Origin of the sequence: Nonomuraea sp. NPDC049646 (assembly GCF_044465525.1) — a bacterium.
Classification (GTDB): domain Bacteria; phylum Actinomycetota; class Actinomycetes; order Streptosporangiales; family Streptosporangiaceae; genus Nonomuraea.
Map to the genome: position 1 here is coordinate 38,498 of NZ_JBITLU010000014.1, position 19,559 is coordinate 58,056.

Annotated in this window: 21 protein-coding genes; 3 read left to right on the forward strand and 18 right to left on the reverse strand. The window is 71.0% G+C overall.

Going from position 1 to position 19,559, the window contains the following annotated elements; translation table 11 throughout:
• Nucleotides 1-27: 27 nt before the first annotated feature.
• The gene (locus ACIBQ8_RS35045; protein WP_352325517.1) at nucleotides 28-1,626 is read right to left on the reverse strand and encodes an ABC-F family ATP-binding cassette domain-containing protein; all 1,599 of its coding nucleotides are present in this window, start codon (nucleotides 1,624-1,626) and stop codon (nucleotides 28-30) included.
• A gap of 157 nt (nucleotides 1,627-1,783) precedes the next feature.
• On the reverse strand, nucleotides 1,784-2,362 hold the full coding sequence (locus ACIBQ8_RS35050) for a TetR/AcrR family transcriptional regulator (protein WP_397194122.1): 579 nt from the start codon (nucleotides 2,360-2,362) through the stop codon (nucleotides 1,784-1,786).
• Between the two features lie 87 nt (nucleotides 2,363-2,449).
• On the opposite strand from ACIBQ8_RS35050, the gene ACIBQ8_RS35055 reads away from it, so the two are divergent.
• The gene (locus ACIBQ8_RS35055) at nucleotides 2,450-3,268 is read left to right on the forward strand and encodes an NAD(P)H-binding protein (RefSeq protein ID WP_397194123.1); all 819 of its coding nucleotides are present in this window, start codon (nucleotides 2,450-2,452) and stop codon (nucleotides 3,266-3,268) included.
• 23 nt (nucleotides 3,269-3,291) lie between these two features.
• Here ACIBQ8_RS35055 and ACIBQ8_RS35060 read toward each other — a convergent pair whose 3' ends face one another.
• Nucleotides 3,292-3,945 (reverse strand): acVLRF1 family peptidyl-tRNA hydrolase, encoded by a 654-nt coding sequence (locus tag ACIBQ8_RS35060; RefSeq protein WP_397177242.1) that lies wholly within the window; start codon nucleotides 3,943-3,945, stop codon nucleotides 3,292-3,294.
• A gap of 119 nt (nucleotides 3,946-4,064) precedes the next feature.
• On the opposite strand from ACIBQ8_RS35060, the gene ACIBQ8_RS35065 reads away from it, so the two are divergent.
• On the forward strand, nucleotides 4,065-5,090 hold the full coding sequence (locus tag ACIBQ8_RS35065) for an EAL domain-containing protein (RefSeq protein WP_397177240.1): 1,026 nt from the start codon (nucleotides 4,065-4,067) through the stop codon (nucleotides 5,088-5,090).
• Between the two features lie 22 nt (nucleotides 5,091-5,112).
• On the opposite strand, the gene ACIBQ8_RS35070 is transcribed toward ACIBQ8_RS35065, so the two are convergent.
• The 6 genes from ACIBQ8_RS35070 to ACIBQ8_RS35095 form a co-directional block, all read right to left on the reverse strand.
• On the reverse strand, nucleotides 5,113-5,718 hold the full coding sequence (locus tag ACIBQ8_RS35070; protein ID WP_397177238.1) for a response regulator transcription factor: 606 nt from the start codon (nucleotides 5,716-5,718) through the stop codon (nucleotides 5,113-5,115).
• The gene (locus ACIBQ8_RS35075) at nucleotides 5,715-6,848 is read right to left on the reverse strand and encodes a sensor histidine kinase (RefSeq protein ID WP_397177236.1); all 1,134 of its coding nucleotides are present in this window, start codon (nucleotides 6,846-6,848) and stop codon (nucleotides 5,715-5,717) included. The genes ACIBQ8_RS35070 and ACIBQ8_RS35075 overlap by 4 nt, the downstream gene beginning before the upstream one ends.
• Nucleotides 6,845-7,579, reverse strand: coding sequence for an ABC transporter permease (locus ACIBQ8_RS35080; protein WP_397194124.1), 735 nt, complete (start codon nucleotides 7,577-7,579; stop codon nucleotides 6,845-6,847). Before ACIBQ8_RS35080 ends, ACIBQ8_RS35075 begins: the two co-directional genes overlap by 4 nt.
• On the reverse strand, nucleotides 7,579-8,463 hold the full coding sequence (locus tag ACIBQ8_RS35085; protein WP_397177232.1) for an ABC transporter ATP-binding protein: 885 nt from the start codon (nucleotides 8,461-8,463) through the stop codon (nucleotides 7,579-7,581). The genes ACIBQ8_RS35080 and ACIBQ8_RS35085 overlap by 1 nt, the downstream gene beginning before the upstream one ends.
• 70 nt (nucleotides 8,464-8,533) lie before the next feature.
• Nucleotides 8,534-9,379: an ATP phosphoribosyltransferase gene (gene hisG, locus ACIBQ8_RS35090; RefSeq protein ID WP_352325534.1), complete on the reverse strand. Its 846-nt coding sequence runs from the start codon at nucleotides 9,377-9,379 to the stop codon at nucleotides 8,534-8,536.
• A 59-nt stretch (nucleotides 9,380-9,438) separates the two neighbouring features.
• On the reverse strand, nucleotides 9,439-9,702 hold the full coding sequence (locus ACIBQ8_RS35095) for a phosphoribosyl-ATP diphosphatase (RefSeq protein WP_189652386.1): 264 nt from the start codon (nucleotides 9,700-9,702) through the stop codon (nucleotides 9,439-9,441).
• 150 nt (nucleotides 9,703-9,852) lie between these two features.
• Between ACIBQ8_RS35095 and ACIBQ8_RS35100 the strand changes: the two genes are divergently transcribed.
• Complete coding sequence (locus ACIBQ8_RS35100; protein ID WP_397194125.1) at nucleotides 9,853-10,875, forward strand: aminotransferase class V-fold PLP-dependent enzyme; 1,023 nt, start codon at nucleotides 9,853-9,855, stop codon at nucleotides 10,873-10,875.
• Nucleotides 10,876-10,956: 81 nt separating this feature from the next.
• Here ACIBQ8_RS35100 and ACIBQ8_RS35105 read toward each other — a convergent pair whose 3' ends face one another.
• The 9 genes from ACIBQ8_RS35105 to ACIBQ8_RS35145 all read right to left on the reverse strand — a co-directional run bounded on the left by ACIBQ8_RS35105 (nucleotide 10,957) and on the right by ACIBQ8_RS35145 (nucleotide 19,519).
• Nucleotides 10,957-12,870: a DEAD/DEAH box helicase gene (locus tag ACIBQ8_RS35105; protein WP_397194126.1), complete on the reverse strand. Its 1,914-nt coding sequence runs from the start codon at nucleotides 12,868-12,870 to the stop codon at nucleotides 10,957-10,959.
• Nucleotides 12,871-13,178: 308 nt separating this feature from the next.
• A complete protein-coding gene (locus ACIBQ8_RS35110; RefSeq protein WP_352325530.1) occupies nucleotides 13,179-13,538 on the reverse strand; it encodes a metal-sulfur cluster assembly factor in 360 nt (119 codons plus the stop codon).
• On the reverse strand, nucleotides 13,535-13,972 hold the full coding sequence (gene sufU / locus ACIBQ8_RS35115; RefSeq protein WP_352325531.1) for a Fe-S cluster assembly sulfur transfer protein SufU: 438 nt from the start codon (nucleotides 13,970-13,972) through the stop codon (nucleotides 13,535-13,537). Before sufU ends, ACIBQ8_RS35110 begins: the two co-directional genes overlap by 4 nt.
• Before the next feature lie 2 nt (nucleotides 13,973-13,974).
• Nucleotides 13,975-15,231, reverse strand: coding sequence for a cysteine desulfurase (locus tag ACIBQ8_RS35120; RefSeq protein ID WP_397177227.1), 1,257 nt, complete (start codon nucleotides 15,229-15,231; stop codon nucleotides 13,975-13,977).
• On the reverse strand, nucleotides 15,228-15,974 hold the full coding sequence (sufC, locus tag ACIBQ8_RS35125; protein ID WP_352325533.1) for a Fe-S cluster assembly ATPase SufC: 747 nt from the start codon (nucleotides 15,972-15,974) through the stop codon (nucleotides 15,228-15,230). Before sufC ends, ACIBQ8_RS35120 begins: the two co-directional genes overlap by 4 nt.
• Before the next feature lie 2 nt (nucleotides 15,975-15,976).
• Nucleotides 15,977-16,294 carry a non-heme iron oxygenase ferredoxin subunit gene (locus tag ACIBQ8_RS35130; RefSeq protein WP_352325535.1) on the reverse strand — a complete coding sequence of 106 codons (318 nt, stop codon included), beginning with the start codon at nucleotides 16,292-16,294 and terminating at the stop codon, nucleotides 15,977-15,979.
• On the reverse strand, nucleotides 16,291-17,412 hold the full coding sequence (gene sufD / locus ACIBQ8_RS35135) for a Fe-S cluster assembly protein SufD (protein WP_397177225.1): 1,122 nt from the start codon (nucleotides 17,410-17,412) through the stop codon (nucleotides 16,291-16,293). The genes ACIBQ8_RS35130 and sufD overlap by 4 nt, the downstream gene beginning before the upstream one ends.
• Nucleotides 17,412-18,824, reverse strand: a complete 1,413-nt coding sequence (sufB, locus tag ACIBQ8_RS35140; RefSeq protein ID WP_352364380.1) for a Fe-S cluster assembly protein SufB — start codon at nucleotides 18,822-18,824, stop codon at nucleotides 17,412-17,414. Before sufB ends, sufD begins: the two co-directional genes overlap by 1 nt.
• A complete protein-coding gene (locus tag ACIBQ8_RS35145) occupies nucleotides 18,821-19,519 on the reverse strand; it encodes a metalloregulator ArsR/SmtB family transcription factor (RefSeq protein ID WP_352328768.1) in 699 nt (232 codons plus the stop codon). Before ACIBQ8_RS35145 ends, sufB begins: the two co-directional genes overlap by 4 nt.
• Nucleotides 19,520-19,559: the final 40 nt, after the last annotated feature.

Sequence of the window (19,559 nt, forward strand, 5' to 3'; positions counted from 1 at the left end):
AAAGATCCGTACCCACTCAAATTAAGATCAGGCAAGTGCCACAAGATCGGAAAATTCGTCGCTCCACGCGTCTTCAGTTCCGTCAGGCAGCAAGATCACCCTATCCGGTGACAAGGCGTCAACGGCACCCTCGTCATGGGTGACGAGGACGATTGCTCCTGAATACGACCTCAGAGCGTTGAGAACCTGCTCGCGGCTGACCGGATCGAGGTTGTTCGTGGGCTCGTCGAGCAGCAGGACGTTGGCGCTCGACAGCACCAGGATCGCCAGCGCGAGCCGGGTCTTCTCGCCGCCGGACAGGACGCCGGCGGGCTTGTCGACGTCGTCGCCGGAGAACAGGAAGGAGCCGAGGACCTTGCGCAGCTCGGTGTCGGTGAACTCGCCGCCCGCCGAGCGCATGTTCTCCAGCAGCGTGCGGGAGGGGTCGAGGGTCTCGTGCTCCTGGGCGTAGTAGCCGACCTTCAGGCCGTGGCCGGGCCGCAGCTCGCCGGTGTCGGGAGACTCGATGCCGCCGAGTATGCGCAGCAGCGTGGTCTTGCCGGCGCCGTTGAGGCCGAGGATGACGACCCTGTGACCTCGGTCGATGGCCACGTTGACGTCGGTGAACACCTCCAGGGAGCCGTAGGACTTCGACAGGCCCTCGGCCATGAGCGGCGTGCGGCCGCACGGCAGGGGCTCGGGGAAGCGCAGGCGGGCGACCTTGTCGCTCTGGCGCTCCTCCTCGGTGCCGGCCAGCAGGCGGTGGGCGCGGCGCATCATGTCCTGGGCCGCCTTGGCCTTGGTGGCCTTGGCGCGCATCTTGTCGGCCTGGGCCAGCAGCGCGCCCGCCTGCTTCTCGGCGTTGGCGCGCTCGCGCTTCCTGCGCTTCTCGTCGGTCTCGCGCTGGGCCAGGTAGGCCGTCCAGCCGACGTTGTAGTGGTCGATCACCGAACGGTTGGCGTCGAGGTGGAGGACCTTGTTGACCGTGGCTTCAAGAAGGCCGACGTCGTGACTGATGATCACCAAGCCACCTTGATGAGATCGCAAAAAATCACGAAGCCACCCGATTGAGTCCGCATCTAGGTGGTTTGTCGGCTCGTCGAGAAGGAGAGTTTCCGCTCCGCTGAAAAGAATTCGCGCCAATTCCACGCGGCGCCGCTGACCGCCGGAAAGCGTTTGCAACGTCTGGCCGAGGACCCGGTCGGGCAGGCCGAGGCTGGAGGCGATGGAGGCGGCCTCGGACTCGGCCGCGTAGCCGCCCAGCACGTGCATCTGGTCTTCGAGCCTGCCGTACTGCTTGACGGCCTTCTCGCGGGTGCGCTCGTCGGCGGAGGACATGCCGACCTCGGCCTCGCGCAGCTTGCGCAGGACCTCGTCGAGGCCGCGCGCCGACAGGATGCGGTCGCGGGCCAGCACCTGCAGGTCGCCCGTACGGGGGTCCTGGGGCAGGTAGCCGATGCTGCCGGAGGAGGTGACCGAGCCCGCGGCCGGCAGCGCCTCCCCCGCGAGCACCTTGGTCAGGGTGGTCTTGCCCGCGCCGTTGCGGCCGACCAGACCTATCTTGTCGCCGGGGTTGACCCGGAAGGAGGCGTTCTCGATGAGCAGGCGCGCGCCCGCGCGCAGCTCGATGTCACTGGCGATGATCATATTGGCGGACACTCCCGAGCTAGGAAACGAGGATTGGGCGTGCGACCGCCGGTCAATCGGGAGTATGCATACAGATCAGTGTAGGGCCCTCGTGCCAGGCGCTACCTCTGCTTATAGGGGCTCCAGGTGCTCTCCGGTACGCGTGTGACGGGTGCCGTCAGGCGGGCAGCGACGTCGCGGCGCCGGCGGCCATCCCGTCGAGCATGAGGTGCAGGTACTTCTCCGGACGGGCGGCCACGGGGGCGGGCAGCCCCCCGGGGTGGCAGGTGAAGACGTTGAGCAGGCTGACGACGTCCTCCCAGGTCACGTCGGGACGCATGCCGCCCTCCGCCTGGGCCCGGCGCACGAGCCCCTGGAGCAGCTCCACCCAGCGCTCCTTGCTCTCGGCGAACTCCGCCGTGCCCGCGACGGCCTCCTGCGGCAGGTGGGCGAGGGCGGCGGCCAGCGCGACGCGGCCGGGGGCGGCGGCCCACAGCACGAAGCCGCGCAGCGCGCTCCAGGCGTCCCGCTCGCCGTCGACGGCGTGCTCCAGGGCCTCGGCCAGCGACTGGACGTAATGCTCGCCCAGCGCGGCGATGAGCGCGTCGCGGTCGGGGAAGCGACGGTACAGGGTGCCGACTCCGACGCCGGCCTGCCGCGCGATGAGCTCCATGGGCGCGTTGACGCCGCGCTCGGCCATCACCCGGGCGGCCGCGTCGAGGATCTTGACCAGGTTCCTTCTGGCGTCCGCGCGCACGTCGCGACCTCCTAAGTGGACGGATCGTTTCCGCTTAGTGTACCGTCCGGCCAAGCGGAAGAAGAGGTTCCACTTAGGAGGCCCATCATGATCGTGATCACCGGCGCGACCGGTTCCATCGGCCGGGCCCTGGTCGCCCAGCTCGCCGACCAGGACGTGCTCGCGGTGTCGCGCACCCCCGCCGACCTGGGCGTACGGCACGCCGTCGGCGACTTCACCCGGCCGGAGACGATCGGCCGGCTGCTGTCCCCCGGCGACCGGCTGTTCCTCAACAGCTCGCCGTTCCCCGGGTTCGCCGAGCGGCTCAACCAGGTCATCGACCTGGCCGCCGAGGCGGGCGTGGCGCAGATCGTCGAGGTCTCGGTGCGCGACGCCGCCCCCGGCGCCGCGCTCAGCGCCGGGCCCCACGGCGAGGTCGACGAGCACCTGCGGGCCTCCGGCGTGCCGCACGCCGTCCTGCAGCCGACCGGGTTCATGCAGAACCTGCTCGCCGAGGTGCGCGGCGACCGCTTCCACGGCTCCTGGGGCAGCGGCGGGATGAACTACATCGACGCCAGGGACATCGCCGCCGTGGCCGCCGCCCTGCTGACCCGGCCGGTGGGCCCGTCGGGCTCGTACCTGCTGACCGGCCCGGAATCGCCCACCCACGAGGAGATCGCGGCGACGCTGACCGGCGTGCTCGGGCGGCCCGTGACCTACGTGGACCTGCCGGTGCCCGAGATGGCCGCGCGGCTGGCCGGGCAGGGGATCCCGGAGCCGTTCGCCACCGAGCTGGCCACCACGCAGGCGACGCTGAGCCGGACCGGCTGGGCGGAGATCACCACGACCGTCCAGGACGTCACCGGCCGCCCGCCGCGCACCCTGGCCGCCTTCGTCGCCGACCACGCCGACGCCTTCGCGTCCTGACCGCTCGACGGACCCCGCAGGGCTCAGGACGGGTCGACCACCCGGATCCGGACGGCCCGGAACCGGGCGGGCGCCTCGCGCAGGACCGCGAGCCTCGGGTCGGGCACCACCAGGAACGGCTCGCTCTCCAGCGCGAACACCGGCGCGAGCCGCCGGTCGCCGCGCAGCGCGTCGACCGCCCGCCGGTCGCCGCCGAGCACCACCGCCTCCAGCTCCCCGAGCCGCGGCACGAGCACCCGCACCGCCGTCTCCGCCGCGCTGTCGAACGCCTGGGCCGCCTGCTTCTGCCGCCTCCTGGCGAAGCGCTGCTGCGACCACCCGCCGGCCGCCGTACGGCCCTGCACCAGCCGCGAGCCGACCTTGGAGTCGAGCAGCTCGGCGCCGTGGAACACCCCGGCCGCGTAACCGCCGAGCCGGACCAGCAGCACGCCCACCCGCCGGGCGGCCTGCGCGTGCGCGACCAGCCTGGTCACGTGCGGCGGGCCGGGGGTCATGGGCGGGAACGGCACGTGCAGCTCGGCCAGCGCGCCGTCGGCGGCGGTCAGGCGGACCACGCGGTCGTCGCCGGCGGCCTCGAAGGGCCCGTGGCGGCCGGCGAACCCGTCGATCCAGGGGTGCACGCGCTCGGGCGGCACCGTGACCCAGCGGCCGCCGCCTCTGGCCGGACGCGCGCTCATGCGGGAAGGGTAACCGAACGACATTCCCTTCACGAGAAGGGGGGAACTATAGCGGAAATGTCGGTGAACTTCGTTTCGGGGGGCTTCTGCCGTAACCGTGCCGGTCGGATCATCTGAACGTGTCCTCCCTGCTCACCAGCCCCGTAGTGGATCTCGACACCGGGGCCGTCATCGCGCAGCCGGCCGTCGTCGACCCGGCGGGCGTGCTCCGGGCGGCTCCGCTGCCCATGGTGCTGCCGCTGCCCCTGCACGTGGTGCTCTCGGGCGCCGGGGCGCTGGCGCCACTCCACGAGGCCCTGCGGCGGGCGGGCAGGCATCCTCGTGAGGCGATCCTGATGCTCACCGGAACGTGCCAGGAGCAGGACCGCCGCCTGCTGAAGGTGGCCCTGGACGGGCTGCGCACGATCGGCTACCTGCTGGGCTTCGCCGACGTGGGCGCGGGCGGCCCGGCGCTGGACGTCGTCACCGACTCCGCGCCGTACCTGCTGGCGCTGGACGAGGAGCTGGTGACCAGGTTGCCCGGCGACCACCGGGCGGCGGCCGTGGCGCGCGCGGTGGTGACGCTGGCCCGCGGGATCGGCGCGCACGTGCTGGCCCCGGGCGTCGAGCGCGAGGGGCAGGTGGCGGTGGCCCGCGGCCTGGGCGTGCGCCTGGCCCACGGCCCGCTGCTGGCGCCCGGCCCCGACGGCAAGATCCGGGTGCCGCTCCCGGTGGCCGACGAGTCGCCGGACACGCTGATGCTCGGCCCGCGGGTGCAGGAGCTGCTGCTCCCGGCGGTGACGCTGCCGGCCGGGGCCAAGGCGGAGGAGGTCGTGGCGGCGTTCGGGCACGAGCCCACGATCACCAGCGTGATCCTGGTGGACGAGTACCAGCGCCCCAAGGGCAGCCTCGACCGCAGCCGCTTCCTGCTGTCCTTCGCCGCCCGGTACGGCCACGCCCTGCACGGCGCCAAGCCCGCCCAGCGCCTGGCCGACCCGCCGCGCACGGTCCCGAGGACGACCCCCGCCATCGCCGCCATGCAGGCCGCCGGCCGGGACGCGGCCCGCATCTACGACGACCTGGTGGTCACCGACGAGCTCAACCGCTGCCTGGGCATCGTCCGGGTGTCGGACCTGATCCGGCAGATCGCCGCCATGCGGACGTGAGACACGGCTGGACCCAGCCCTGTCAGACCCAGCCCTGTGCCTTGGCCCGACGCACGGCCTCGATGCGGTTGCGCGCGTGCGTCTTCTGGATGGCCGAGGACAGGTAGTTGCGTACCGTGCCCTCCGACAGGTGCAGGCGGCGGGCGATGTCCCCGATCGTGGAGCCGTCGGCGGCGGCGGCCAGCACGTCGCGCTCGCGCGCCGACAGCGGGTTCGGCCCCGCGCTCAGCGCCGCCGCGGCCAGCCCAGGGTCGATGACCCGCTCCCCGGCCTGCACCCGGCGGATGGCCGCCGCGAGGTCCTTGGCCGGGCTGTCCTTGACCAGGAACGCCACCGCCCCGGCCTCCATCGCGGTACGCAGGTAGCCGGGCCGCCCGAACGTGGTCAGGATCATCACCCGGCAGCCCGGCACCCGGGCGGCGATCTCGGCGGCGGCGGTGAGGCCGTCCTTGCCGGGCATCTCGATGTCGAGCAGCGCGATGTCGGGGGTCGCGGCGACCGCGACGGCCACGGCCTCCTCCCCGTCGGCGGCCTCGCCGACCACCTCGATGTCGGGCTCCAGGCCCAGCAGCGAGGCCAGCGCGCCGCGGATCATGCCCTGGTCCTCGGCCAGCATCACCCGGATCACGCGGCCGTCCCCACCCTGACCGGCACGAGCACCCGCAGCCGGAACCCGCCCTTGGGCGCGCCGCCGGCCTCCATGGTGCCGCCCGCGCCCGTCACCCGTTCGCGCAGGCCGCTGAGCCCGCTGCCGGTGCCCTGCGGCTCGCCGCCGCGTCCGTCGTCCATGATCTCAAGGGTGGCGTGTTCGCCGTCGTACGTCACCTGGATCTCGCAGCGGGCGGCCCGCGCGTGCCGTACGACGTTGGTGACGCCCTCGCGCACCGCCCAGCCGAACAGCCCGTCGAGCAGGTCGGGCAGCGGTGTGCCGGACACCCGCACCTCGGCCCGCACGCCCGCCGCGCGCAGCACCGACCGGGCGCCGTCGATCTCCTCCGACAGGCTGCGCTGCCGGTAGCCGGTGACCGCCTCGCGCACCTCCACCAGCGCCTGCCTGGCCACCGACTCGATGTCGGCGATCTCCTGCCGCACCTGCGGCGACTCCTCGGCCAGCCGCCCGGCCAGCTCGCTCTTGAGCACGATCAGCGACAGGCTGTGGCCGAGCAGGTCGTGCAGGTCGCGGGCGATGCGCAGGCGCTCCTCCGTGGCCGCCAGCCTGGCCACCTCGCCCTGCGCCTCCTGCAGCCGCAACGTCAGCACCCGGCTGTTGCGGATGCTGATGAACAGCACGCCCAGCGTGACGACCTGCAGCCCCAGGACGATGACGCCGGCGAACTCGTCGCCGGTCAGCACCCCGGCCGCCACCACCACCGCCAGGTTCACCCCCACCCCGGCCAGCGCCCAGGCGGGCGGGAGGGTGAACCCGTAGAGCACGACCGTGTAGACCGGCAGCGTGAGCCAGGCGCCGCCGAAGGCGAACGCGCTGACCACCGCGATCACCGCGGTCACGCCGAGCAGGGGGAAGGTGGCGCGCGAGCGCTCGTGGAAGCTCTTGGCGCTGATCACCGTGCCGACGAAGCAGCCGATGAACGCGACCAGCGCCGCGGCCCCCCAGACCGCCCTGGCCCCCGTGACATCGCCCGCGACGATCTCGGCGATCGGGAAGACGAGGTAGACCATGCCGACGGACATCCCGAGCAACCGCCGCCTGGGCGACGGCCGCCCGTCACCGAAGTGCAGCTTGTCGGCGAAACTCATGCCCGAACAGTAGCCCGGCGGTAGAGGTAGGCGGCAGCCCCGCCCAGGACGACCGCCCATCCGCCGACCACCAGCACGTCGGTCAGCGCGACGCCGTGCCCGGCGACGATGCTCCAGCCGAGGCTCGCGTAGTGGTAGGAGGGCATGACGTCGGCCACGGTCCGCATGGTGTCGCCGAACACCTCCGGCGGGAACCACAGGCCGCCCGCGATGGCCAGGACGAACATGCAGATCATCGCGGCCGGCTGCGCGGCGTCGGCCGTCAGCAGCGACCCGATCGCCAGGCCCAGCGCGATGAACGGGATCGTCCCCAGCCACATGGCCAGCAGCAGCGGCACCCACCGGCCGACCGGCATCGACACGCCCTGCTGGACGATCCCGACGACGGCCACCAGCAGCAGCGAGGGCAGCACGAGCAGCATGGCGGTGCCGAGCTTGGTCGCGATGATCATCCAGTTGGGCAGCGGGGTGATCTGGAGCTGGCGCAGCCAGCCGGACTGCCGTTCGGTCGCCCACGGCACCGCCGAGCTCATCATCGACGAGGCCAGCGCCCCGTAGGCGGCCATGGAGACCATCAGCACGACGCTGTAGCTCACCCCGGCGCCGTCGGTCTGCTTGCCGTAGATGTTGGCGTTGATCAGGTACAGCACGACCGGGAAGATGACCACGAAGATGATGTAGCGCCGGTTGCGCAGCATGCGCATCGCCTCGGTCTTGGCGTAGAACAGCATCAGGACTCCCTGGTGAGCGCGAGGAAGGCGTCTTCGAGGTCGGCGCCGGTGAGCTGGAGGCCCCGTACGTCGAGCTCGGTGCCCCGGAACAGGGCGGCCACGGTCGCGTCGGGGTCGGAGGTGTGCAGCGTGGCGGTGCCGGCGGCGACCTCGACGGCGGTGACGCCGGGCAGCCGGTCGAGCCCGGCCGCGGGCTGGTCGCCCAGCGTGAAGCGGACGACCTGGCCGCCCACGCCCGCCTTGATCTCGGCGGCGGTGCCGTCGGCGGCCAGCCGGCCGCGGGCGATGACGATCACCCGGTCGGAGTGCGCGTCGGCCTCCTCCAGGTAGTGGGTGGCGAACAGCACGGTCCTGCCGCCGGCGGCGTAGTCGTGCATGCTGGCCCAGAACCGCAGCCTGGATTCCACGTCCATGGCGGCGGTGGGCTCGTCGAGCAGCAGGATCTTCGGCGCGCCCGCGATGGCCAGGGCGAACCTGACGCGCTGCGTCTGGCCGCCGGACAGCTTGTTCGCGCGCCGCTTGACCAGGTCCGACAGGTCGGCCAGCTTGAGGATCTCGGCCAGCGGCAGCGGGTCGGGGTAGAGCCGGCGGACGAGGTCGATGAGCTCCTTGACCGACAGCTCGGGGATGAGGGCGCCGTTCTGGAGCATCGCGCCCAGCTCGCCGGCGCGCACCGCGTGGTCGGGCGTGCGGCCGTGGATGGTGATCGTGCCGCTGGTGGGACGCAGCAGGCCGAGCAGCATGTTGATCGAGGTGGACTTGCCGGCGCCGTTGGGGCCGAGCAGAGCCACGGTCTTGCCCGGCTCGATGGCGAGCGAGAGGTCGTCGACGGCAAGCACGTCCCCGTAGCGCTTGCTGACCTGGTCGAACACGATGGCGTTCATGCCAGCAAACGCTACGGGCGCGGCCTTTCCCCCGTTAGTGTGATCCTTCCGGGGTTGGGCGTGACATTTGTCAGAGGCGGCAGGCGTAGATGTCGGTGACCAGGATGGCCCGCGCGCCGATGTCCCAGAGCTGGTCCATCACCTGCTGGTGGCCCTTGCGCCGGACCATGGCCCGGACGGCGACCCAGCCCTCGCGGTGGAGCGGCGAGACCGTGGGCCCCTCCATGCCGGGCGTGAGGGCGATGGCCTCCTCGATGCGCTCGGCGCGGATGTCGTAGTCCATCATCACGAAGTCGCGGGCGTGCACGACGCCCTGCAGGCGGCGGACGAGCTGCCCCATGCCCGGCGTCTCCGGCGCGCTCTGCCGCTTGATCAGCACGCCCTCGGAGCGCATGATCGGCTCGCCGAACACCTCCAGGCCGACGTTGCGCAGCGTGGTGCCGGTCTCCACGACGTCGGCGACCGCGTCGGCCACGCCGAGCCGGATCGCGGTCTCGACGGCGCCGTCGAGCTTGATCACGCGGGCGTCGACGCCCTGGTCGGACAGGTACTTGTCGAGCAGCCCCGCGTAGGAGGTGGCGATGCGCTGCCCGTCGAGGTCCTTGACCGACGACATCGTGCCCGCCTTGGCGGCCAGGCGGAAGGTGGAGCCGCCGAAGCCGAGCGGCATGATCTCCTCCACCGGCGCGCCGGAGTCGATCAGCATGTCGCGGCCGGTGATGCCGAGGTCGAGGGTGCCCTCCCCGACGTAGACGGCGATGTCACGGGGACGCAGGAAGAACAGCTCGCAGCCGTTGTCCTCGTCGACGACGACGAGCTCCTTGCTGTCCCTGCGGGACCGGTAGCCGGCCTCCTTGAGCATGTTCTGGGCGGCTTCGCTGAGCGCGCCCTTGTTCGGTACGGCCAGACGCAGCATGTTCGGGTCTTCTTCCTCACTCATGGTCGACGGGACTCCGGAAGCGGGCGCGAGGCGCCCTAGAGATGCTTGTACACCTCGTCGAGCCCGATGCCCTTGGCGATCATGAGCACCTGCACGTGGTAGAGGAGCTGGGAGATCTCCTCCGCCGCCCTGTCGTTCGACTCGTGCTCGGCGGCCATCCAGCTCTCGGCGGCCTCCTCGACGACCTTCTTGCCGATGGCATGCACGCCGGCGTCGAGCGCGGCCACGGTGCCCGAGCCCGCGGGCCTGGTACGCGCCTTGTCTGACAGCTCGGCGAACAGCTCTTCGAAGGTCTTCATGGTCTCTCTCGTCGGTCGGTTGGCGTGCCTGACAAGCCTAGTCTGCGCGCGGCGGTGACGCCGCCCGGAGTCCGCCACGCGAGACGGCCGCTTCCGGCCCGTCGTCCGGGGGCCGTTCGGTCTCCGGAGGGCCGTTCTAGGCTGGTGGTCATGGACATCGCGACCGTGGGCAAGCTCTGGGACGCCGATCCCGGCTGGTTCAACACCCCTTCGTACGGCCTTCCGCCCCGCCCGGCCTTCGAGGAGTTGCAGGCCGTGCTCACCGAGTGGCGGCACGGCAGCGGCGACTGGGCGCCCTGGGACGCCTCCGTCGGCCGGGCCCGCACGGCCTTCGCCCACCTGGTCGGCGCCGAACCGGCCGACGTGACGGTCGGCTCGACGGTGTCGCAGATCATGTCCACGGTGGCGACCGCGCTGCCGCCGGGGGCGCGGGTGCTGGTGCCGGAGATCGAGTTCACCAGCAACCTGTTCCCGTGGGCGGTGGCGGCCGAGGTCGAGACCGTGCCCGCCGAGCGCCTGGCCGACGCCGTCACGAGCCGCACCGACGCCGTCGCCTTCAGCCTCGTGCAGTCGGCCACCGGCTACGTGACGCCGCTGCACGACGTCGTCGCCGCCGCCCGCGCCCACGACGCGCTGGTCATCGCCGACGGCTCGCAGGCGTGCGGGTGGCTGCCGGTGTCGGTGGCCGACGGGATCGACGTGCTGGCGTGCGCGGCCTACAAGTGGCTCATGGCGCCGCGCGGGGCCGCGTTCGGGTACCTGTCGCCCCGGGTGCGCTCCCGGATGCGCCCGCTGGCGGCCAACTGGTACGCCGGCGACGATCCGGGCGGCTCCTACTACGGGCCGCCGCTGCGGCTGGCCGCCGACGCCCGCGCCTTCGACCTGTCGCCGGCCTGGTTCTGCTACGTCGGCGCGGCGCCCGCGCTCGAACTGCTCAACGAGATCGGCGCCCAGCGCGTCCACGAGCACGACGTCGAGCTGGCCAACCGGTTCAGGGCCGGGCTCGGGCTGGAGCCGTCCGACTCGGCGATCGTGTCGGTGGAGGCGCCGGGCGAGCGGCTGGCGGCGGCCGGCATCCGCGCCGCGGTGCGCGCCGGCCGGGTGCGCGCGGGCTTCCACGTCTACAACACCGTCGACGACGTCGACCGGGCTCTCGACGTCCTGACCTCCTAGCCCTCAGGGAACGGCGAAGCCCGTCGCCCCTCCCCTGCGGGAGGTGCGACGGGCCTGGTCGTTCAGCGGCTCCGGGCGGGATCAGCGCTCGAAGCGGCGGCCGCCGTTGTTGCGGCGGAACCCGCCGTTGCCGCGCTCCTCGGGACGGAAGCCGCCGCCGGAGCGGAAGCCGTCGCGGGGGGCGCGCTCGTCGGAGCGGGCGGGCCGGTCACGGTCGCCCGAGAACGGGCGGCCACGATCGGCGCCGAAGCGGCCGCGGTCGTCGGAGCGGAAGCCGCCGCCGCCACGCTGGCCGTCACGGAACCCGCCGCCACGCGGCCCCTCGGACCGGTAGCCGCGGTCGTCCTGACGGAACGGGCGGTCGTCGGAACGGAAGCCACCACGGTCGTCCTGACGGGCGGGACGCTCGTCGGAGCGGAAACCGCCGCGGTCGTCCTGACGGGCGGGACGGTCGTCGGAGCGGAAACCGCCGCGCGGCCGCTCGCCACGCCTGCGGTCGTCGCCGAACGTGCGCGGCTCGGCCGGACGCTGCCCGCCGCCGAACGGCCGCTCGCCCTCGGCGTGCCGGCGCGGACGACGGTCCTCGCCGGACTCCTCGTGACGGCGCGGACGACGGTCGTCGCCGCCGGCGAAGGTGCCGTCCTCGTGCCGGCGCGGACGGCGCTCGCCGTCGAACTCGCGGCGCGGACGACGCCCGCCCCGGCGCTCGGCGCCGCCGTGACCGCCCTCGCGGCGCGGGCGCAGCGGCTTGCGCACGTCGGGCTCCCACACGGGGATGGCCTCGCCGCTCGGCGTCCTGGCCCCGGCCACCTCGGCCAGCCGGGGGTGCCCCGGGGTGGCCTTGAGCCGGAACGGGTGGATGCCGGCGCGCCTGGTCAGGGCGTCGGTCGAGCGGCGCTCGTTGGGCAGCACCAGGGTGACGACGGTGCCCTTCTCGCCCGCACGGGCGGTACGGCCGCCGCGGTGCAGGTAGCTCTTGTGGTCCTGCGGCGGGTCGACGTGCAGCACCAGGCTGATGTTGTCGACGTGGATGCCGCGGGCCGCGACGTCGGTGCAGACCAGCACGTTGATCGAGCCCTCGCGGAACTCGGCCAGGATGCGGGTGCGCTGGTTCTGGCGCTTGCCGCCGTGCAGGCCGCCGGCCTTGATGCCGACCCGGGCGAGCTGCTTGCACAGCCGGTCGACGCCGTGCTGGGTGCGGACGAAGATGATCGTACGGCCCTCGCGGTTGGCGATCTCGGCCGTGACGTCGAACTTGTCGTCCCGCGTGACCTGCATCACGTGGTGCTCCATGGTGTCGACCGGCGAGGTCGCCGGGGCCACGGAGTGGGTGATCGGGTCCTTGAGGAAGCGGCGCACCAGCTTGTCGACGTCGCCGTCGAGGGTGGCCGAGAACAGCAGGCGCTGCCCGTCGGTCGGGGTCTGGGCCAGCAGCTCGGTGACGACGGGGAAGAAGCCGAGGTCGCACATGTGGTCGGCCTCGTCGAGGACGGAGACCTCGACCTGCGCCAGCGAGCACTCGCCCTGCCGGATCAGGTCGCCCAGGCGGCCCGGGGTGGCGATCACGATGTCGACGCCGCGGCGCAAAGCCTCGATCTGCTTGCCCATGGACATGCCGCCCACGACGACCTTCATCCGCAGCCCGAGGCCGCGGCCGAGCGGTTCGAGCGCGTCGTGCACCTGAAGGGCCAGCTCACGGGTGGGCACAAGGATCATCGCGCGCGGGTGGCCGGCGGCGGGCCGCACCCCCGCGATGCGAGCCATGGTCGGCAAACCGAAGGCCAGGGTCTTGCCCGAGCCGGTCTGGCCACGGCCCAGGACGTCATGGCCGGCGAGCACGTCGGGGATCGTCGCACTCTGGATGGGGAACGGGCTGTCGATGCCCTGCTTGGCCAGACCGCTGATGAGCGGCTTGGGAAGGCCGAGCAGTTCGAACTCGGACGGGCCCGTCTCGGGGGCGGTCTCGTCGAACGCGGGCATGACAGCGTCAAGCATGGTCACGAAATTCGTGCCTTTCAGTCGAAGTGGCGCGTCACTTCTGCGAAAGGACGAGCCGGGACATACGGCCTGATGCCGTACACGTTGCAGTACGCCCGCCATCGTGGCGGGACTTCACAGGGGGGATACACCGGGGCACCGGCCGCAGGCGGCGCGATGACGCGAGATGAGGCGTCTGGTGTATACCTGGTGCCAACGCCGGGGATGTTATCGGATATTCCCTGGCTGGGTACGGACCTTCCGAAACCCTTCGTTGGCACACTGAAACGGCTGACGCCCAACGCCAGCCGTTACAGCTAGAAAGATCAGACGTTGAAGCCTAGCATACGGAGCTGCTCACGCCCCTCGTCAGTGATTTTGTCGGGGCCCCACGGCGGCAGCCAGACCCAGTTGATCTTGACGTCGGAGACCATGCCCTCCAGGGCGGAGTGGGCCTGGTCCTCGATGACGTCGGTCAGCGGGCAGGCCGCGCTGGTCAGCGTCATGTCGATGGTGGCCACCGGCTGACCGGCGTCGGACGGGTCGAGGTTGAGCCCGTAGATGAGCCCCAGGTCGACGACGTTGATGCCGAGCTCGGGGTCGACGACGTCTTTGAGCGCCTCCATGACCTCTTCGACGGTGGTGTCACCGTCGAAGCCGGTCGGAGTCTCCACTGGCTTGCTCATTGGGCACTCCTCACCACAGCGTCCTTGTAGGCCATCCACGACAGCAGCGCGCACTTGACGCGTGCCGGGAACTTGGCCACGCCCGCGAACGCCACCGCGTCCCCGAGCACCTCCTCGTCGGCCTCGACCTGCCCCCGGCCCTGCATGAGCCTGGTGAACTCGTCGACCACCGACAGCGACTCCTCGACCGTCGAGCCGGTGGCCAGCTCGTGCAGCACGGAGGCGGCCGCCTGGCTGATCGAGCAGCCCTGGCCGTCGTAGGAGACGTCTTCGATCTTACCGGCGTCGCCCACCCTGACCCGCAGCGTGATCTCGTCGCCGCACGTCGGGTTCACGTGGTGAACCTCGGCGTCGTACGGCTCGCGCAGCCCCCGCCCCTGCGGGTGCTTGTAGTGTTCCAGGATCAGCTCCTGGTACATCGACTCGCCGATCATGGCTATGCGAACACCTTCTGAACGTGATGGAGGCCGCGCACCAGGGCGTCGATCTCGCCCGTGGTGTTGTACAGGTAGAACGACGCCCGCGTGGTCGCCGGTATTCCGAACCGCAGGTGCAGCGGGCGCGCGCAGTGGTGCCCGACCCGCACGGCGACGCCGAACTGGTCGTCCAGGATCTGCCCCACATCGTGGGGGTGTATGCCTTCCAGCGTGAACGACAGCGTGCTGCCGCGCTGGTCGAGGGAGTCGGGCCCGATCAGCCGCAGCGACGGCACCTCGCGCAGGGCATCGAGGGCGTAGGCCGTCAGCGAGCGCTCGTGCGCCTCGATGGCGTCCATGCCGACCGCGGTGAGGTAGTCGACCGCCGCGCCGAGACCGATCGCCTCGACGATGGGCGGCGTGCCGGCCTCGAACTTGTGCGGGATCGGCGCGTACGTCGAGCGGTCCATCCAGACCGCCTCGATCATCTCGCCGCCGCCCAGGAACGGCGGCATGGCCTCCAGCAGCTCGGTACGGCCCCACAGCACGCCGATGCCCGAAGGGCCGACCATCTTGTGACCGGTGAAGGCCACGAAGTCGGCGCCCAGCGCGGCCATGTCCACCGGGTGGTGCGGCACGGACTGCGAGGCGTCGAGCATGATCAGCGCGCCGACCTCGTGCGCCCGCGCGGCAACGGCGGTGACCGGGTTGACCGTGCCGAGCACGTTCGACTGGTGGGCGATCGAGACGATCTTCGTCCGCTCGGTGACGAGGGCCGGGTCGAAGTCGAGCCGCCCGTCGTCGGTGACGCCGAACCACTTCAGCGTCGCTCCGGTGCGCTGCGCGAGCATCTGCCACGGCACGATGTTGGAGTGGTGCTCCATCTCGGAGATGACGATCTCGTCGCCGGGGCCCAGGGTGAAGCGGGGGTCGCTGTTGGCGGGGTTGCCGAAGGAGTAGGCCACGAGGTTGAGGGCCTCGGAGGCGTTCTTGGTGAAGATCACCTCATCGCGCGAGCCCGCCCCGACGAACGCCGCCACCTTGTCGCGCGCGCTCTCGTACGCCTCGGTCGACTCCGAGCCGAGCACGTGCATGGCCCGCCCGACGTTGCTGTAGTGCAGCGCCAGGTGGTCGCGCATGGTGTCGATGACCTGGTTGGGCTTCTGCGAGGAGTTGCCCGAGTCCAGGTAGACGAGCGGGCGCCCGTCGGGCAGCTCGCGGGAGAAGATCGGGAAGTCCTTCCTGATCTTCTCCACGTCCAAGCTGGTGGAAGTCATGCAGATGCCTTCGTGTACTGCTCGTAGCCCTCGGCCTCGAGCTTGTCGGCCAGCTCCGGCCCGCCCTCCTCGACGATCCGGCCGCCGGCGAAGACGTGCACGAAGTCGGGCTTCACGTAGCGCAGGATGCGGGTGTAGTGGGTGATCAGCAGCACGCCGGTCTCACCCGTGGAGCGGAAGCGGTTGATGCCCTCGGAGACCACCCGCAGCGCGTCGACGTCGAGGCCGGAGTCGGTCTCGTCGAGCACGGCGATCTTCGGCTTGAGCAGCTCGAGCTGGAGGATCTCGTGGCGCTTCTTCTCGCCGCCGGAGAAGCCCTCGTTGAGGTTGCGCTGGGCGAAGGCGGCGTCGATGGACAGGGCGTCCATGCCGGCCTTGAGGTCTTTGGCGAACTCGCGCAGCTTGGGCGCCTCGCCGCGGACCGAGGTGACGGCCGAGCGCAGGAAGTTCGACACCGACACGCCGGGGACCTCGACCGGGTACTGCATGGCGAGGAACAGGCCGGCGCGGGCGCGCTCGTCGACCGACAGCTCCAGCAGGTCGACGCCGTCGAGCAGCACCTGGCCGCCGGTGATCGTGTACTTGGGGTGACCGGCGATCGCGTAGGCGAGGGTGGACTTGCCCGAGCCGTTGGGGCCCATGATGGCGTGCGTCTCGCCGGACTTCACCGTCAGGTTGACGCCGCGCAGGATTTCCTTGTCCTCGACGGCGACCTTGAGGTCACGGATCTCTAGGGTGGACACGTTTATGACTCCTTCGAGAGCGAGACGAGGACGTCGTCGCCGTCGATCTTGACTGTGTAGACGTTCACGGGCTTGGTGGCGGGCGGGCCGGTGGGCTTGCCGGAGCGCACGTCGAAGCACGAGCCGTGCAGCCAGCACTCCAGCGTGCCGTCGTAGACCTCGCCCTCGCTGAGCTTCACCTCGGCGTGCGAGCAGACGTCGTGCAGGGCGAAGACGTCGGCGCCCTTGCGCACCAGCGCCACCGGGGTCTCCCCGACCTCGACGCCGATGACGCCGCCGTCGGGGATGTCGGCGACCTGGCAGACCTTCTCGAAACTCATCGCGCGAGCTCCGCCTCCACCGCGGCCAGCACGCGGTCGCGGATCTCCTCGATCTGGATCTTCTCGATGAGCTGGCCGAGGAAGCCCCTGATGACCAGGCGGCGGGCCTCGTCGTAGGGGATGCCGCGGGCCTGGAGGTAGAAGATGTGCTCGTCGTCGAGGCGGCCCGAGGCCGAGGCGTGCCCGGCTCCGGCGACCTCGCCGGTGAGGATCTCCAGGTTGGGGACCGAGTCGGCGCGGGCGCCGTCGGTGAGGATGAGGTTGCGGTTGAGCTCGTAGGTGTCGGTGCCCTCGGCCTCGACCCTGATGATCACGTCGCCGATCCAGACGGCGTGCGCGTCCTGGCCCTGCAGCGCGCCGCGGTAGTCGACGTTGCTCTTGCAGTTGGGCTGGGAGTGGTCGACCAGGAGGCGGTGCTCCAGGTGCTGACCGGCGTCGACGAAGTAGACGCCGGACATGTCGGCGTCGCCGCCGGGCGCGGTGTAGGCCACGCTGGGCGAGAGCCGGACCAGGTCGCCGCCGAGGGTCACCACGAAGCTGCGGAAGGTCGCGTCCTTGGCGAGCTGGGCGTGGTGGTGGGAGACGTGCACGGCGTCGTCGTCCCAGTCCTGGAGGCTGACGACCTTGAGGTTGGCGCCGTCGCCGACGACGAACTCGATGTTGTCGGCGTAGACGGCGCTGCCCTTGTGGTCGAGCACGACCACGGCCTCGGCCATCGGCTCCACCTTGACCACGATGTGGCCGTAGGCGGCGCCGTCGCCCTCACCGGTCAGGGTGAGCACGGTCGGCCTCGACGTGACGGCCTCGCGCGGCACCGTGATCACGGTCGCCTTCTCGAAGCTGTTCCACGCCTGCGCGCTGACCCGGTCGGTGGGCGTGAACGCCTTGCCGACGCGGGCGTCGTCGCGCCCGACCGTCTCGACGACGACCTCGGGCGCGGCCTCGACGTCGAGGCGCACGTGGCCCACGGGGTCGGCCTTGCCGTTGTGCAGGCCCTTCAGGCGGGACAGCGGCGTGAAGCGCCACGACTCCTCGCGCCCGGTCGGGACCTCGAAGTCGCCCAGTTCGTAGGACGCCTTCTCGTGCAGGGTCGACAGGGGCTTCTCGTTCAGGCCCATCAGCCGACGGCTCCTTCCATCTGCAGCTCGATCAGCCGGTTGAGCTCGAGCGCGTATTCCATGGGCAGCTCGCGGGCGATCGGCTCGACGAAGCCGCGCACGATCATCGCCATGGCCTCGTCCTCGCCGAGCCCGCGGCTCATGAGGTAGAAGAGCTGGTCCTCGCTGACCTTGGAGACCGTGGCCTCGTGGCCCATCGAGACGTCGTCCTCGCGCACGTCGACGTAGGGGTAGGTGTCGGAGCGGCTGATCTGGTCGACCAGGAGCGCGTCGCACTTGACGGTGCTGGCGCTGCCGTGGGCGCCCTCCTCGATCTGCACGAGACCGCGGTAGGAGGTGCGGCCGCCGCCGCGCGCCACCGACTTGGAGATGACGCTGGAGCTGGTGTTGGGCGCCAGGTGCACCATCTTGGAGCCGGCGTCCTGGTGCTGGCCCTCGCCGGCGAAGGCGACGCTCAGCGTCTCGCCCTTGGCGTGCTCGCCCATCAGGTAGACGGCCGGGTACTTCATCGTGACCTTGGAGCCGATGTTGCCGTCGATCCACTCCATGGTCGCGCCCTCGTAGGCGACGGCGCGCTTGGTGACCAGGTTGTAGACGTTGTTCGACCAGTTCTGGATGGTCGTGTAACGGCAGCGGGCGTTCTTCTTCACGATGATCTCCACGACCGCGCTGTGCAGCGAGTCGGAGGAGTAGATCGGCGCGGTGCAGCCCTCGACGTAGTGGACGTAGGAGTTCTCGTCGACGACGATCAGCGTCCGCTCGAACTGGCCCATGTTCTCGGTGTTGATCCGGAAGTAGGCCTGCAGCGGGATCTCGACCTCGACGTTCGGCGGCACGTAGATGAACGAGCCACCGGACCACACGGCGGTGTTGAGCGCGGCGAACTTGTTGTCGCCGACCGGGATCACCGAGCCGAAGTACTCCTTGAAGAGCTCCTCGTGCTCCTTCAGGCCCGTGTCGGTGTCGACGAAGATGACGCCCTTCTCCTCAAGGTCCTCACGGATCTTGTGGTAGACGACCTCCGACTCGTACTGGGCCGCGACGCCGGCGATGAGGCGCTGCTTCTCCGCCTCGGGGATGCCGAGCTTGTCGTAGGTGTTCTTGATGTCGGCGGGCAGCTCGTCCCAGGAAGCGGCCTGCTTCTCGGTCGAGCGCACGAAGTACTTGATGTTGTCGAAGTCGATGCCGGTGAGGTCGGAGCCCCAGGTGGGCAGCGGCTTCTTGGCGAACAGGCGGAGGCCCTTCAGGCGAAGGTCGAGCATCCACTCCGGCTCGTTCTTGAGCGCGGAGATGTTGCGGACGACCTCCTCGGACAGGCCACGCTTGGCCGCCGCGCCCGCGGCATCCGGGTCGGCCCAGCCGAACTTGTAATTCCCGAGGCCTTCCAGCTCCGGGCGGTCGGTGACAGTCACCTTCCGGTCTCCTTGCTCTTGTCTCTGTGTGCGGATTCAGCCAGCGACTTGGGGCTCACGTGGGTCGTGCAGACCCCGTCGCCGTGCGCGATCGTGGCCAGGCGCTGCACCGGGGTGCCGAGCAGTTGCGCGAACGCCTCCGTCTCGGCCTCGCAGAGCTGCGGGAACTCCGCGGCCGCGTGAGCCACCGGGCAGTGGTGCTGGCAGAGCTGGTCGCCGCCCGACTTGGCCTTGCTGGCCGAGGCGGCGTACCCCTCTGCCGACAGCGCCTGCGCCAGCACCTGTACGCGCTGGTCCGCCGGCACCGTCCGCATGACCGGCTCCAGCCGCGTCAGCAGGCTCGACACCTGCGAGCGGGCGAAGTCGGTCACGGCTTCTCGTCCCATGCGCTCGGCCAGGAAGCGGAGTGCGCTCCCGGCGAGGTCGTCATAGGCGTGCTCGAAAGCACTGCGCCCCGCGTCGGTGATGGCGAACAGCTTGGCGGGCCGTCCGCGCCCGCGCTGACCGCGCGGCCTGACCGTGCGAGGCTCTATCATTCCCTCGGCCAGCAACGCGTCGAGGTGCCTGCGCACCGCGGCGGGCGTCAGCCCCAGCCGCTCGCCGAGCGAGGCGGCCGTCACGGGACCATGCTCAAGGATGAGCCTGGCGACGCGCGCGCGGGTGCTGCGCTCGCTACCGGGCTCGATCGTGGGCATGTTTTTCACAACATCAGTGTGCCGTAATTCCTTCCCGCTG

Coding starts and splice junctions, on each gene's coding strand:
- ACIBQ8_RS35105 (WP_397194126.1), bottom strand. CDS start 12,870: ATGCTTGACGCTGTCATGCCCGCGTTCGACGAGACCGCCCCCGAGACG.
- sufD (WP_397177225.1), bottom strand. CDS start 17,412: ATGGGCCTGAACGAGAAGCCCCTGTCGACCCTGCACGAGAAGGCGTCC.
- ACIBQ8_RS35075 (WP_397177236.1), bottom strand. CDS start 6,848: ATGAGTTTCGCCGACAAGCTGCACTTCGGTGACGGGCGGCCGTCGCCC.
- ACIBQ8_RS35110 (WP_352325530.1), bottom strand. CDS start 13,538: ATGAGCAAGCCAGTGGAGACTCCGACCGGCTTCGACGGTGACACCACC.
- ACIBQ8_RS35060 (WP_397177242.1), bottom strand. CDS start 3,945: ATGAGCGCGCGTCCGGCCAGAGGCGGCGGCCGCTGGGTCACGGTGCCG.
- ACIBQ8_RS35120 (WP_397177227.1), bottom strand. CDS start 15,231: ATGACTTCCACCAGCTTGGACGTGGAGAAGATCAGGAAGGACTTCCCG.
- sufU (WP_352325531.1), bottom strand. CDS start 13,972: ATGATCGGCGAGTCGATGTACCAGGAGCTGATCCTGGAACACTACAAG.
- ACIBQ8_RS35130 (WP_352325535.1), bottom strand. CDS start 16,294: ATGAGTTTCGAGAAGGTCTGCCAGGTCGCCGACATCCCCGACGGCGGC.
- ACIBQ8_RS35080 (WP_397194124.1), bottom strand. CDS start 7,579: ATGCTGTTCTACGCCAAGACCGAGGCGATGCGCATGCTGCGCAACCGG.
- ACIBQ8_RS35045 (WP_352325517.1), bottom strand. CDS start 1,626: ATGATCATCGCCAGTGACATCGAGCTGCGCGCGGGCGCGCGCCTGCTC.
- ACIBQ8_RS35145 (WP_352328768.1), bottom strand. CDS start 19,519: ATGCCCACGATCGAGCCCGGTAGCGAGCGCAGCACCCGCGCGCGCGTC.
- ACIBQ8_RS35095 (WP_189652386.1), bottom strand. CDS start 9,702: ATGAAGACCTTCGAAGAGCTGTTCGCCGAGCTGTCAGACAAGGCGCGT.
- hisG (WP_352325534.1), bottom strand. CDS start 9,379: ATGCTGCGTCTGGCCGTACCGAACAAGGGCGCGCTCAGCGAAGCCGCC.
- ACIBQ8_RS35100 (WP_397194125.1), top strand. CDS start 9,853: ATGGACATCGCGACCGTGGGCAAGCTCTGGGACGCCGATCCCGGCTGG.
- ACIBQ8_RS35055 (WP_397194123.1), top strand. CDS start 2,450: ATGATCGTGATCACCGGCGCGACCGGTTCCATCGGCCGGGCCCTGGTC.
- ACIBQ8_RS35085 (WP_397177232.1), bottom strand. CDS start 8,463: ATGAACGCCATCGTGTTCGACCAGGTCAGCAAGCGCTACGGGGACGTG.